The organism is Nocardia sp. SYP-A9097 (assembly GCF_009649815.1).
In the GTDB taxonomy this organism is placed as follows: domain Bacteria; phylum Actinomycetota; class Actinomycetes; order Mycobacteriales; family Mycobacteriaceae; genus Nocardia.
The window spans coordinates 22,589-36,143 of sequence record NZ_WJIC01000020.1 but is presented as its reverse complement, the minus strand read 5'-3'; the positions used below and the strand labels follow the sequence as shown (position 1 = coordinate 36,143).

Genomic DNA, 13,555 nt, shown 5'->3' with positions numbered 1-13,555 from the left:
ACCACCCCGCTCGCTCCCGATGCGGGTGCGGTGACCGGGGTTGTGGACGACCCGATCGTCATTACCGGTATGGCCGTCGAGGCACCCGGCGGTATCGAGACACCGGCGCAGTACTGGGCCGCACTCGCCGAATCACGTGACCTCATCGGGCCTTTCCCGCGTGATCGGGGCTGGCCGCTGGAGCGGCTGTTCGGCCTGGCGGAGACCGAGGGCTGGGGTCAGGTGCGCGATGCGGGCGGATTCCTGTCCACCGCATCCGATTTCGATCCGCAGTTCTTCAGCATCACTCCACGCGAGGCCGTCGCCATGGATCCGCAGCAGCGCGTCGCATTGCGGGTGGCCTGGCGGGCACTCGAGAACGCGGGCATCAACCCCGCCGCACTCGGCGACGGTGACGATATCGGTTGCTATATGGGCGCATCCAATACCGAGTACGGCCCGCACGGCGCGACCGTCAACGAGTACACCGGATATCGGGCCGCCGGTCAGGCATTGGGCGCGGTCGCCGGGCGCATTTCCAATGTGCTCGGACTGGGCGGCCCGTCCGTGGTGGTGGATGTCGCCTGTGCATCCTCGCTGGCGGCAATCCACCTGGCCGCCAACGCTATTCGAAACAGCGAATGCGAATGGGCGCTCGCGGGCGCGGCCTGCGTCATGGGTGCACCCGGCGCGTTCTTCGAATTCTCCAAGAACAATGCCCTCGCCGCCGATGGACAATGCAAGCCGTATTCGGATAACGCGCTCGGCACGCTGTGGGGCGAGGGCGTCGGAGTCGTTGTGCTGGAGCGTGAATCGCGGGCTCGCGCGCTCGGGCATCGCGTCTACGCCCGGCTGCTCGGCTCCCGCATCAACCACAACGGCAAGGGCGCGCCCATCGCGGTCCCCAGCTCGGCGGCGCAGGAACGCCTGGTGCGCGCCACCGTCGCCGCCGCGGGTATCGATCCGGCGCTGGTCGACATGATCGAGGGGCACGGCACCGGCACCGCCGTCGGCGACCCACTGGAATTGGCTGCCCTGCAACAGGTTTACGGCGCACCCCGCGCCGACGGCAGCACCCCGCTGCTCGGCTCGGTGAAATCCAATCTGGGCCACGCGCAGGCCGCCGCGGGCCTGCTCGGCCTGATCAAGGTCCTGCTCAGCGGCCTGCACGGCCAGATCGCACCCACCCGGCACGCCGACAACCCCAGCACCCGATTCGACTGGGAGGCCGGAAGTCTGCGCCTGGCGGCGAAACTCACCGATTGGGAGCCGCGCGAGGGCCTGCGCTACGGCGCGGTCTCATCCTTCGGCGTCAGCGGCACCAATGCACACGCCGTGCTGGCCATGCCCGTCCTGGAAGAGGCTGTGCTGAAAGAAGGAACCCATGCCTGACTATCGACTTCCGGACGGCAGCACCCCGATCCTGCTGTCCGCCGACACCGTCGACGTACTCCAGCGGGAGGCCGCCGCCCTGGCCGCGTACCTGGAGGAACGGCCGACAGTGACCCCGGATGCGGTGGCGGACATGCTTTTCCGTACCCGGGCTCCGCGCCGCTACCGCGCGCTCGCCGCCGTCACCCACCGCGAGCAGCTGCTGGAGGCCCTGCAAGCCATTGCCGCCGGACGCCCCTATCCGGCCGTGATCGCCGGTAATCGGGCCGCCACCGCGCGCCGCATTGCCTATGTCTTTCCCGGACAGGGCAGTCAGCGGCCGGGGATGGGGGTGCTCTACTACCGGTATTCCCAGGTTTTCCGCGCGACCGTCGACGAATGCGACGCCATCTTCCGAGCGCAGCACGGTATTTCGCCGCTGACCTACCTGCTCGACGAGGCCGGTGCGGTTACCGAGAACGTCGAGATCGTGCAGCCCGCCCTCTTCATGCAGATGCTCGGCCTGGCCGCCATCTGGCGCGCGGCCGGAGTCGAGCCGCACCTGACCGTGGGCCACAGTCAGGGCGAGATCGCCGCCGCCGTCGTCTCGGACATCATCTCCCTGGCAGACGGGATTCGCGTGGTCACCCTGCGCGCCGAAATGGTCGGCTCCCTCGAGCGTGCGAACGATTGGAACGGCCGGTGGGCCATGGCCGTCGTCGGCATCGAACGCGACGAATGCGAGGCCCTGCTGGCCCGCAACTCCGGCTGGGCCGAGCTCGCCGTGGTGAACTCCGCACATGTGCTGGCCGTCTCCGGCGAGCGCCCGGCGGTTGCCGCACTGGTCGCGAACCTCACCGCACAGGGCAAATTCGCCAAGGAAATTCGCGTCGAATACCCCGCGCATACCTCGTTCGTGAGCAAATTCCGCGAGGAACTCGAAGGCGCCCTGCACGACACCCTCGACGCACCGGTCTTCGCTCCCACCGAAATCCCCTGTATCGGTTCAACTCTCGGCGAGGCAATCACTCCCGACCTGCCGCCCGCCGAATACTGGTACTGGAACCTGCGCAACCGCGTCCGCTTCGACCTCGCGATAGCTGAGGCCGTCGCCCGCGATATCGATATCTTCCTCGAAATCGCCGACCACCCCGCCCTCATGGTCGCCATGCAGGACACCCTCTCCACCTTCGGCGCGGCCCGCGATTTCCGCACCATCGGAACCTCCCGCCGCACCGCCACCAACCTCACCGAATTCACCAAGAACCTCGCCCAGCTGGCAGTCCTGGACACCGCCTTCCCCTGGGATTCCCTGCGCGACACCACAACCGACATCCAGCGCCTCCCGCTCCTGGACTTCCCCAACACCCAAACCACCCCGAAGCAGCTGTGGGCCCCCTTCGACTACTCCCAAACCGCACAATCCGGCCTGCCCACCCCGGCGGGTACACCCGAAATCGACGTCGCGGCCCCCCAATCCCCCCAATCCCGCCGCGATGACGAGGGGAGCGCTCAGTCGGACCGGTCACCTGCCGATCCCATCACTGAGCCAGTCATGCCCGGAACCGTTGTGCCACAGCGTCTCTCCGAACGCTGGGTACGCCTCGACCGCCGCAAACTGATCCCCCCGCGCACCCTGACGGTCATCGACCACACCGGCCGCCGCGCCGACCTCGCCGCCGCGATCGAACAGGCCGCCCCCCGGCACGGCGCGACCGTAGTCGGAATATCCAGCGCGGCAACCTTCCCGACCGACCGTCGCGGACCGGTTTCGGCGACCAGCGCCGACGCCGCTGCCGTCAACGACACAGTGGTCATCTTGCTGCCCACCTCCGCAGCCGTCGATATCGCCACCGCGGTACGTGACTCGGCCGAGTTCGTCGGTGGTCGCGGCTGGCTGCCGGATCTCACCGGGGTGCGGGACGTCTGGTTGGTGACTTCCGGTGGCGAACAAGTCCTCGACGGTGAGACGCCGGATATCGCGCACGCCGCCGCGCAGGCGGGGTTCCGTTGCCTCGCAGCGGAGTACCCGGGTGTGGGGTTCCGGCATTTGGATCTCGCCGCCGGGCAGGAGCTTGCCGAGGCCGCCAAGGTCGTGCTGGGCGCGGTGCATACCGCCGGTGAACCGGAGTTGGCCGCACGCTCGGGTGCTTGGTATGCCAAGCGGCTGGTGCTGGATGAGACCCCCGGGGACTGCCCTCTCACCTCGACGGATCTGGACGAGGTCATGATCATCGGCGGTACCGGGGCGCTCGGCCTCGATTGCGCCGCCGATTTCGCCCGCGCGGGAGCCCGGCGTATCACCCTGATCAGCCGTTCCGGCGGGTCGGCGGAGGCGAAAGCGCGGGTGCGCGAAATGAACTCGCTCGGAGCGATTGTCGATATCCGCACCTGCGATGTGACCGACGACGACTCCGTGCGCGCCCTCGGCGACGAGTTCGTCCTGACGCCCGTGAGTCTGTTGGTGCACGCGGCCGTCGACTACGCCGCGGCGGCGGCCGAGGTGAGTCCGGAAACCGTTTGTGCCGCAGCCGAATCGAAGGTGATCGCGCTCGATCGGATGATCCGCGATCTACCGCTCGCCCCCGATGCGCGCGTGGTGCTGTGCTCCTCGCTGTCGGCCACCATCGGCGGCCGTGGGCACTCCGTCTACGCCGCGGTCAACCGCATGCTGGATGCCGCCGCGACCGGCTACCGCCGTGACGGTATCGGCGTCACCTCCGTGCAGTGGGGGCTGTGGCACGCGGTCGGAGCCGACAATGCCGACGCGCTCGCCCGGATCAGCGGCATCGGACTGCTGCCCATGGACCCGGCGACCGCCATCGCCGCGGGCTTCGCCGCCCCCGGCAACAGCCTCGTGGCCGCCGCCGAATGGTCCACGCTGCGAGCGATTTTCGCGCTCTACGGCCAGGACCCGCTCTTCGCGGACTTGCCGGACCGGCCGGTCGCGCAGCCGACCACCACCGGTAGCGCCACGCCTGCCGCGGTGGCTCCGACTCCGCAGGACATCGCCGTCCAAGTTCAGGACGCGCTGCGCTTCGTCATGGGGATGGACCACACCGAACCCATCGACGGCTCCATGCCTTTGGTGGCGCTCGGCCTGGACTCCCTGCAAGCCCTGGACCTGCGCAAGCTCATCGAAACCCAGCTGCAGCGCGAGCTGCCCGTCACCGCGATTCTCGGCGGGGCCTCGCTGGACGAAGTCGTCGCACTGCTCGGCTAGTCGAATATCGGCGAAATACGAAGGAAGCAGGGGGAATACCTGAATGACGAGAATGGAGAACACGGTGCCCGAACCACGGGACGCGATCATTGTCGAGTCCGTGGAGAAATCCTTCGGTGCGGTGAAAGCCTTGCGGGGAATCAGTTTCACCGCACCCGCGGGCAGCGTGCTGGGCGTGCTCGGCCCCAATGGCGCGGGTAAGATCACCACGGTCTCGGTGCTTTCCACGCTGGTCCGGCCCGATGCGGGCCGGGCGATGGTGGCCGGTTACGACGTGGTGCGCCGGCCCAACGAGGTGCGCGCCTCCATCATGTTGACCGGACAGTACGCCGCCCTCGACGAAATGCTCACCGGCCGTGAGAATCTCGTACTCTTCGCCCGCCTGCTCGGCCTGCGCCGCAAACCGGCGCACGCACGCGCGGACGAACTCCTGGAACAGTTCGCCCTCACCGACGCCGCGGACCGCCGGGTCGGCCAGTACTCCGGCGGTATGCGGCGACGCATCGATATCGCCTGCGGCCTGGTCCGCCCGCCGCGCGTGGTCTTCCTCGACGAACCCACCACCGGCCTGGACCCGGTCAGCCGCCAAAGCCTCTGGGCGCTGGTGCGCGACCTCAAGCAACGGGGTGTCACCGTACTGCTCACCACCCAGTACCTGGAGGAGGCGGATGCGTTGAGCGACAACATAATTGTCGTCGACCACGGCACCGTGATCGCCGAGGGCACCGCCGATCAGCTCAAGGCGCGCTCGGGCTCCAGCTACTGCGAGGTGGTACCGGTGGACGCCGCCGATGTGCCCCGCCTGGTCACCGCCCTGACCGGACTCGGCGAGGTCACCGTCGCCGAATCTGCGGACCGGGTGTCCTTGCCCGCGCCCGACGGTGCCGCCACACTCACCGAGGCGCTGCACCGAATCAACAGCGGCGGAATCGAATTGATCGATATCGCCCTGCGCCGCCCGTCCTTGGACGAGGTCTTCATCGAGCTGACGAAACCGGTGAAGGAGTCGGTATGAATCAGACTGCAATCGGACTCGTCGACTCTCATTCGGCCGCGAATCGGAGTGTGAATCAAGCTGCTGTGGAGCGTATTCCAGCCGGGCTGCAATGGTCTGCGCTGAGCGAGCGCGGTATTCGCGCCGCCCTGCGCGAAGGCGATGTGATGCTGGCGCTGGCCGCGCCGATCGCCATCTACATCTGCTTCTACATTCCGCTGCGTAAATCCATGTCCGCCACCGGAATCGACTTCGCGCAGTACCTACTCCCGCTGGTCGCGGTATACGCCATGTTCTTCACCGCCATGTTCGCCGCCGACCGCGCCGGACGTGAGGTCGCGGGCGGTATGGCCACCCGCCTGCGCTCGCTACCGGTGCGTCCGTGGGTGCCGGTGGCCGCCCGCATGTCCGCGAATCTACTGCGCGGCTGCGCCGCCCTGACCAGCGCGCTGCTGGTGGGCACCGCCTTCGGCTTCCGATTCAACGATCCGGCAACGGCATTGGTCTTCGTGCTGGAGGCCCTGGCCTTCGGAGCCGCCGTAGTCGTCGCGGCGGACGCGCTCGGTACGGTCACCCGCAATCCCGAACTCGGCGGCACGGTGCTCTTCGTGCCCCAACTCCTGCTGATCATGACCTCCACCGGATTCGTTCCCGCCGAAGGCTTTCCGGGCTGGATTCAAGGCTGGGCCCGCAATCAGCCCGTCTCACAGGTGACTTCGGCCCTGCGCGGCCTCGCCGACGGCCGCTACCCATCCGAACTCGGTGTGGCCGCACTGTGGATCGTGGGCCTGCTGATCGTCGGCATGGTGCTGGCCACCCGTGCGGAAGGACGGCGAGCATGACGAACATTACGGCTACGCCGACCGGCCGGACCGAACATGTTGTGGTGCAGATGATTCCGTCGCGATCCGGCTCCCTCCCGAGTCAACTCCTGATAGAGACCGGTCGCCTGCTGCGCCGCTGGTCCCGCCAGCAGGAGGTAATGACCAGCACCCTGGTGCTGCCCGTCCTGCTGCTGCTCATGTTCGACCTGGTGCTGACCCGCTCCCTGGGCCTGTCCTCCGACGCCGATCCGATCTACGGCTTCGTCCCCATGATCGCCATCGCCGGAGCCATGTACGGCGCGATGGGCACCGGCCTGTCCCTCTACGGCGAGCGGCAGAGCGGTCTGCTGCGCCGCTTCTGGGTGCTGCCCATCCATCGCTCGGCCGGCCTGCTCGGGCGCCTGCTCGCCGAATGCGTGCGCGCGGCCGTGGTCACCCTCGTGGTGGTGCTGATCGGAATGCTGCTGGGCCTGCGCTTTCAGCAGGGCTGGCCGGGATTCTTCGGCGTCCTGGCCGTCCCGGTCCTGCTCATCGCGGGATTCACCCCGGCGGTAATCCTGGTGGGCGTCAGCCGAATCGGCGACAAGGTGGTGCAACTCGCGGCCATAGTGGTGCTGATCGGCATGTTCTTCAATTCGGGCTTCGTCCCCCTGGACAACTACCCGGACCTCATCCAGCCGGTAGTCCGCGCCCAGCCCATGAGCTGCGCCATCGAAGCCATGCGCGGCCTCATCCTCGGCGGCCCGGTCGCCACCCCACTGCTGCAGACGGCGGCATGGTCGCTCGGACTCGCCGCCGTCTTCGGTGTCCTGGCCGTGCGCGGTTATCGTGCGGCGGCCGAAAGCTGAACCGTCAGTGCGTGATCAGCCGCCAATCCTCGGGGAGGTTGGAGGCGGTGACGCGGTCACCCTCCACCACGAGATCGATGACCGCGCCACCGAGTCGCAGATCGGTGAGCTCCACCCGCCCCCAGCGCGCGGGCAGGTGGGGCAGCACCGTGAGCGTGCGGCGCGGAATATCCGGATCCAAACCCAGGAATGACCGGACCAGCAGCAGCGGTGCCGCACTCGCCCACGCCTGCGGCGAGCAGGAGGTGGGGTAGGGGACCGGTGCCGCGAACTTGGCTCGCGGGAAACCGCAGAACAATTCGGGCAGGCGACCGCCGAACGCTCCCGCCGCGTCGAGCAGCCCCTCGGCGAGCCGGGTGGCCAATTCGAGGGCTCCGGGAATATGCCGGTAGCGCAGCAGCCCCGCGACACCGATCGCAGTGTCATGCGGCCACACCGAACCATTGTGGTAACTCATGGGATTGAACGCGCCCATGCTGGAAGAGAGTGTGCGCAAACCGAATCCGGTATCCATATCCGGCGAGGAGAGCTTGGTGATCACCTCCGCCGCATGCTCGTCCGAGACGATCCCCGACCACAGGCAATGTCCGATATTGCTGGTGAGTGCGTCCAGTTTTCGTTTGCCGCCGTCCAAAGCGACAGCGAACCAACCCTTTTCGGGCAGCCAGAAGGCTTCGGCGAATTTGGTGCGTAGTTCGGCGGCCCGATCCCGCAGCTGCTCCGCCGTGGTCCCGTCCCCGAACTCATCGGCCAGATCGGCGCGCGCCAGCAGCGCGGCATACACGTACCCCTGCACCTCGCAGAGTGCCACCGGCGGCTCCGGCAGATGCCCGATCGCATCATTGATACCGTCGAAACTGTCCTTCCAGCCCTGATTGATCAGCCCGCGATCGGTGGCCCGCTGATACTCCACGAACCCGTCCCCATCGCGATCGCCGTAATCCGCGATCCAGGCCAGCGCCGCATCGGCGGCGGGCAGCAGCGCCCGCACCGCCTCGGTATCCGCACCCCAGCGCCGCGCCTGCCCCAGCAGCATGACGAAAAGCGGTGTGGCGTCGATGGTGCCGTAATACGTCTCACCACCCAGTACCGCCCCGGAGGCCGGACCGCGCCGCATCTCATGCATGATCCGGCCGGGCTCCTCCTCGGTCATGGGGTCCTCCCGCTGTCCTTGCATCTCCGCCAGCTGCTGCATGGTGCCGACCGCGAGACCCACATCCAGCGGCAGCGCCATCCACGCGGTGAGTAGTGAATCGCGTCCGAACAGCGTCATGAACCAGGGCGCACCGGCGGCCACGAACGGGCGGCCGCCACGACTCTCGTCATGGATCTGCAATGCGCCCAGATCACTTTCGGTGCGCGCCAACACCAATGCCAGCTGCGGATCGGTGGCGGTGATATCGGCCGCCGTATCCCGCCAGGCCGCGATCTTGCGGCTCGGCTCACTGGATTCGAAATGCTCGCCGGGGTACAGCGGGGTATGAATGGGCTGGCTCCCCAAGGTCGGCTGGGCCAATACCTCGGTCTGCCAACTACCCCCGGCCGGCACCACCGCGCGCCAGGCCAGCGAACCCGGCAGCACCACGGGCACTTCCGAGGACGACACCGACAAACCCCGGGAGCGATCGGAGCGGTCGATTAGTAGTAACTCCTGATCGGCCGCCAGAATCTCCGCGCGCGCACTGGCGGTGCGGCCCTCCTTCACCGCGAACAGATCCACGAAATCCGCGTCGATCAGCAATTGCAGATCCACGGCGGTGGTTTCGCTGCCCATATTCTCCACCGTGATGGTCTCGCGCAGCCCATCCGCTATCAATCGTTCTCGCACAATGAGAACCGTGCTGTCCGCCGCGCCGGCCCGGGGAGGCCGGCGCAGTATGAACCGGGCGGTGAACGCCTCCGGACTCAATACCGACAGCGGCTCCGGCCGCTGCCCGTCCAGGCGCAACTCCCATCGGGACAGCACCCGCGCGTCGCGGTAGAACAGTCCGTACGGGGTCCCCGGCTCCACATCGCCGATCCGATCCGACAGACAGAACGTACTGCCCTCCACCAGCGTCACCGCCCCACCGGTACCGCCCAGCGCGGACGGCTCACCACCATTGATCACGCTCGGAACCTCTTCGTTCACTCAGACCCTCCCCTTCGATGATGTGGCCGCCCCCGAACCCCGCCCCGGCCCGGTACCCGCCGACCGCTGCGGCACGGGCAGAGACTGGTGCGCGGCATCGGCGGACCAGGCGTGAATGGTGGTGGCACGGCCCATCCGGCGCGGCCGATACCCGCGCACCACCCGTCGATAGATCTCCTCGTACCCGCGGCCCAGGGTGTCCGCACCGAAACGCTCGGCCACATGCGCGCGCATGGCGAACGGATCGTAGGTCTGCACTTCCTTGACGGCCGTGGCCAATTCGGCCGGATCGTCGCAGATACGCCCGGTGATACCGTCCACGATCACCTCGGCGACGGCGCCACCGCGCAACGCCACCACGGGGGTGCCGCACACCATCGCCTCGATCATCACCATGCCGAACGGTTCCTCCCACTGCACCGGGAACAACAGGCAACGCGCCCCGGCGAGCAATTCGCGTTTGGCCACGGCGTCGGCCATACCGAACATGCGATCGCGCTCGGTGAGCAATGGCCTTACCGCACTGTCGAAATACCGCAGTTCGGGCGGTTCGGCGCATTTCCCGGCGAGCACCAGCGGGATATCGGCGGCATGCGCTGCCTCCAACGCCAGATGCGGCGCCTTGTCCTCGGTGAACCGGCCCAGGAACAAAGCGTAGTCGTCCTTCTCCACACGGAAGGGCCAATCGTCGACACACAGCGCATTGTGGACGCGGCCAACCCAATTCAGATCCGGTGCGAGCTCACGCTGCCGGTCGCTGATGGCGACCAGATGCGCCTCCTCGCCGAGCTCGCTGTAGTACAGGTACGGATCGCCATCCACCGGGCCGTGCACCGTCACCACCGTCGGCAGACCCAGATCGCGGTACACCGGGGTATTCAACGCACCCGCGAAGGTGTGATCGTGCACCACATCCAAACCGGTCAGTCGCTCCAGTGCGCGCCGAACCTTCAAGGCGTGCACCACCTCCGGAAAAGGGTCGCCGAGTCGATCGGCCTGAATCCGATCCCACAGCGGAATCAACCGCCCGCTCGTGCCGTTCACGCCCGCGCCGAGCAGCGTGACCTGGTGCCCGCGCGCCACCAGGGCGTCCACCAGATCGGCGACAACGGCCTCGACTCCGCCGTACGCCCGCGGCGGGATATCGAAGTACGGTGGCACCACCATCGCGATGTGCAGCCGATCGCGGTCGAGGGATATGAAGTCGAATGTGGCGCTCATGGCCAGTCCTTTCGAAACACGGGCGGCCGACGCCGGTGCGAGATCGAAAGCGACTGTGCCGCAGTGGACGCCCGGCTCACCGCCCGCGTCGGAGCGGGCATGAGCGAGGTAGGCAAGTCCGACAGCACGCTGGAGGTTGCGCACGCCTGGTGATCGCCGCACCGGCCGATGCCTGGGGATTCGATGACCGCGCACAGGGATTCGGCGTGGACGACTCCAGCACCATTGGCGAGACCGTCACCGTCGTGCGTGCACGGTGCGACCGGATTTCAGGCATCCGAGCGCGTCCTCGCGCTCGGCGGCCATTGGGTGATTCCCACACTATCGCCGCGGATCACATCCGCGATGCTGATCGAAATTGTTCCGGTGTTTATCGGCGGAAAGTTCAGGCAGCGTAACCGACTTCGTCATCCGCGGCGGCGGAGATCCGTTCGGAGACCCTGGCCGCGATTACCGCATCGAAGACGAGCCAGCCATCGGCGGTCCAGTGGCCGCGCGCACCTGTGCTGCAAAGGTTTCCGGCGGCGAACGGATCGGCCACGAAACCCGGTGTGGCGGCGGCCAGTGCGGCACCACCGAGGTACACATCGCCGGTCGTGCCGGGCGCGACCACCCGCAGCGTCTCATCCAGCACCAGCAGTCGTGCACCCGGAATCGGGCGCACCCGCCCCGAACCGTCGAGCGGCCCGCGCGCGGCGACACCCGCGTACTCCGGTGCGCTGTAGGCGAATCCGGCCACCGAACCGGGGGAGATAGTGCGCAACAGCCCGGAAAGCACTGCCGAACAGGCGGTTCCGGTGACATCCCAGCGCCGCACCGACGGCAGCGCCGGAGCCGGGCGATCGGCCAGCCCGGAGAGGATCCCGGCCGGAGCCACCACATGGGTGGCCGCGCAGGTGGAGATGAGTTCGGCCAGTGCGGCCGGATCGGTGCGCTGCGCCGCGGTGGCCAGCACCAGGGTCGCGCCGTCGGCGAGCGCGGCGAGCAGTTCGACAGCGGCGTCCGCGCAATCCCAGCGGGTGGCGAAGAGCCGCACATCGGCGGAGCCGAAGGCCCGATCGATGCGAGCCTCACGGTGATCCGCGACCACCGCCCGGCGATCATCCGCGGCGGCGGCCAGTGCGTCGGGTGTCAGCGAAATGCCCGACGCGCCGAAGTCGAGAGTGGAGTCGGTCTGCGTGGCTTCGGCGATATCGCACAGCAGCTCGGCCAGACCGTCCAAACTGGGACCGGCGGTACCGATGACACCGCCGTCGAGCCGCGCGAAGAGCTCGGCATAGGTGAGGATGTGACCGCCATGCCGCACCGCGGTGCGCAGTACCGGCACGCGACGCCCGCATTCGATCAGCGATTCCACCGACGGCACGTCGTACAGTTCGACTCCGTTGGCCCATTCGTCCACGAGTCGATGCCGCTGCACCGCGGAAAGACTCTTCGGCAACCGACGCTCCATCGCTCACACCTTCGAACGCTTACTTATGCAACCCTAACCTAATCCATCAAAGATGCAATAGGCAGCCCCATCGGGGATCGAACCAGCAACAGCCCACCGGACGAGGAGAGATCGACAATGCAGTTGGTCCCCGGCCCACGCGGCTGGACCCGAGCCGCCCTCGCCGGCGCACTCGTCCTGATTCTGGCGGCCTGCGGCGGCAAACCCGCCGAACCGCTCGACCACAATGGCAGCGCACCCGAATACACCCCGGTCACCATCACCCACGCCCACGGCGCCACCATTCTCACCGCTATCCCCAAACGCATTGTGGCACTGGGCAATCAATGGCTCGACACGGTCCAGGCCCTGGGCATCACCCCCATCGCCTATATCGACCCGCTCACCGCAGCCGGCAGCGCGCCACCGCCGTGGGAGCCCGCCACCCTCGAGTCCGCCAAACCCCTCGACACCACAACCGCCCTCCCCGCTCAGCTGGCGCCCCTGCACCCCGACCTGATCCTGGCCGACCCCTTCCTCGCCGACGCCACGACCTACACCGACCTCACCAAAGTCGCCCCCACCATTCCGGGACTCGCCAAAGCCGCCGCCACCCCCTGGCCGGACCTGCTCCGAGCCCTGGGCCGAGCCGTCCACCACGAGCCCGCCGCCGAAAAGCTGATCACCGACCTGAACTCCCGCATAACCGCCATCCCCCAGCGCAACCCCACCCTGAAGTCCAAAACCTTCACCATCACCTGGCTCTCCGCCCCCACCCAACTCCTGGTCCTCACCGACCCCCAGGACGCCACCAACACCCTCCTAACCCAACTGGGTATGACCATCCCCACCCACCTGACCACCCCCACCGGCCACCTCCCCCTCCCGCCCAACCGCCTCCCCGAACTGGACGCCGACCTCCTCCTGGCCGCCTACTCACCCGGCCTGGACGAAACCTACCGAGCCCTACCAGGTTTCACCGCCCTCCCCGCAGTCCAGAAGAACGCCGTCGTCTTCCTCACCACCGAAGAGCTCAGCACCCTCAACCAGCCCACCCCACTGGCCCTACCCCACCTCCTCGACAAACTCGAACCGGCCCTCGCGCACGCCGCCGCATAAGCCTTCCGGCTGTCGTACCCGGCTGGGAAGATCGAGGCCATGCGGGTGAGTGGTGAGGATGTTCGGGTGGTGGCGCTTTCGTTGGCGCAGGTGCGGGAGCGGTTCGAGTGGGAGATGCCTACGTTTCGGGTGAATGGGAAGTTGTTTTTGACGTTGCCCGAGGGGGAGACGTCTATGGCGGTGCGGTGTCCCATTGCCGAGCGGAATGAACTGGTGTTGGCGGAGCCGGGGAAGTTTTGGGTGGCTCCGCATGAGGCCGGTGGGGCTTGGGTGCGGGTGCGGTTGGCGGCCCTGGATGATCGGGAGGAGTTGGAGGCGATCGTGGTGGATTCCTGGCGACAGGCCGCGCCCGCGAAGCTGGTGGAGGAGTACTTTGCCGGGTAGCGGCGGAACCACTACCCGGGCAATGGGTT

10 protein-coding genes are annotated in these 13,555 nt (G+C 67.6%); 7 read left to right on the top strand and 3 right to left on the bottom strand.

Annotated elements, in window-relative coordinates; translation table 11 throughout:
- The first annotated feature begins 30 nt into the window (after nucleotides 1-30).
- The 5 genes from GFY24_RS29925 to GFY24_RS29905 all read left to right on the top strand — a co-directional run bounded on the left by GFY24_RS29925 (nucleotide 31) and on the right by GFY24_RS29905 (nucleotide 7,239).
- Entirely contained in the window at nucleotides 31-1,371 is a 1,341-nt protein-coding gene (locus tag GFY24_RS29925; protein WP_309231520.1) for a polyketide synthase, read from the top strand.
- Nucleotides 1,364-4,573: a nocobactin polyketide synthase NbtC gene (gene nbtC / locus GFY24_RS29920; protein WP_153808464.1), complete on the top strand. Its 3,210-nt coding sequence runs from the start codon at nucleotides 1,364-1,366 to the stop codon at nucleotides 4,571-4,573. The genes GFY24_RS29925 and nbtC overlap by 8 nt, the downstream gene beginning before the upstream one ends.
- Nucleotides 4,574-4,637: 64 nt before the next feature.
- Nucleotides 4,638-5,588, top strand: a complete 951-nt coding sequence (locus tag GFY24_RS29915) for an ATP-binding cassette domain-containing protein (RefSeq protein ID WP_309231509.1) — start codon at nucleotides 4,638-4,640, stop codon at nucleotides 5,586-5,588.
- On the top strand, nucleotides 5,585-6,409 hold the full coding sequence (locus tag GFY24_RS29910; protein WP_153808463.1) for an ABC transporter permease: 825 nt from the start codon (nucleotides 5,585-5,587) through the stop codon (nucleotides 6,407-6,409). The genes GFY24_RS29915 and GFY24_RS29910 overlap by 4 nt, the downstream gene beginning before the upstream one ends.
- Nucleotides 6,406-7,239, top strand: coding sequence for an ABC transporter permease (locus GFY24_RS29905; RefSeq protein WP_228566771.1), 834 nt, complete (start codon nucleotides 6,406-6,408; stop codon nucleotides 7,237-7,239). The genes GFY24_RS29910 and GFY24_RS29905 overlap by 4 nt, the downstream gene beginning before the upstream one ends.
- Nucleotides 7,240-7,243: 4 nt before the next feature.
- Here GFY24_RS29905 and GFY24_RS29900 read toward each other — a convergent pair whose 3' ends face one another.
- The 3 genes from GFY24_RS29900 to GFY24_RS29890 form a co-directional block, all read right to left on the bottom strand.
- The gene (locus GFY24_RS29900) at nucleotides 7,244-9,370 is read right to left on the bottom strand and encodes a glycogen debranching N-terminal domain-containing protein (RefSeq protein ID WP_309231508.1); all 2,127 of its coding nucleotides are present in this window, start codon (nucleotides 9,368-9,370) and stop codon (nucleotides 7,244-7,246) included.
- On the bottom strand, nucleotides 9,371-10,591 hold the full coding sequence (locus tag GFY24_RS29895; protein ID WP_228566770.1) for a glycosyltransferase family 4 protein: 1,221 nt from the start codon (nucleotides 10,589-10,591) through the stop codon (nucleotides 9,371-9,373).
- 385 nt (nucleotides 10,592-10,976) lie between these two features.
- The gene (locus GFY24_RS29890; RefSeq protein ID WP_153808462.1) at nucleotides 10,977-12,044 is read right to left on the bottom strand and encodes an AMP-binding protein; all 1,068 of its coding nucleotides are present in this window, start codon (nucleotides 12,042-12,044) and stop codon (nucleotides 10,977-10,979) included.
- Nucleotides 12,045-12,161: 117 nt separating this feature from the next.
- On the opposite strand from GFY24_RS29890, the gene GFY24_RS29885 reads away from it, so the two are divergent.
- On the top strand, nucleotides 12,162-13,142 hold the full coding sequence (locus tag GFY24_RS29885; RefSeq protein ID WP_153808461.1) for an ABC transporter substrate-binding protein: 981 nt from the start codon (nucleotides 12,162-12,164) through the stop codon (nucleotides 13,140-13,142).
- A 66-nt stretch (nucleotides 13,143-13,208) separates the two neighbouring features.
- Nucleotides 13,209-13,526 carry an MmcQ/YjbR family DNA-binding protein gene (locus tag GFY24_RS29880; protein ID WP_309231507.1) on the top strand — a complete coding sequence of 106 codons (318 nt, stop codon included), beginning with the start codon at nucleotides 13,209-13,211 and terminating at the stop codon, nucleotides 13,524-13,526.
- The last annotated feature ends 29 nt before the right edge of the window (nucleotides 13,527-13,555 follow it).

Bases quoted from the DNA above. Each gene is read 5' to 3' on its own strand.
- nbtC (WP_153808464.1), top strand. From the start codon at position 1,364: ATGCCTGACTATCGACTTCCGGACGGCAGCACCCCGATCCTGCTGTCC.
- GFY24_RS29910 (WP_153808463.1), top strand. From the start codon at position 5,585: ATGAATCAGACTGCAATCGGACTCGTCGACTCTCATTCGGCCGCGAAT.
- GFY24_RS29905 (WP_228566771.1), top strand. From the start codon at position 6,406: ATGACGAACATTACGGCTACGCCGACCGGCCGGACCGAACATGTTGTG.
- GFY24_RS29895 (WP_228566770.1), bottom strand. From the start codon at position 10,591: ATGAGCGCCACATTCGACTTCATATCCCTCGACCGCGATCGGCTGCAC.
- GFY24_RS29890 (WP_153808462.1), bottom strand. From the start codon at position 12,044: ATGGAGCGTCGGTTGCCGAAGAGTCTTTCCGCGGTGCAGCGGCATCGA.
- GFY24_RS29885 (WP_153808461.1), top strand. From the start codon at position 12,162: ATGCAGTTGGTCCCCGGCCCACGCGGCTGGACCCGAGCCGCCCTCGCC.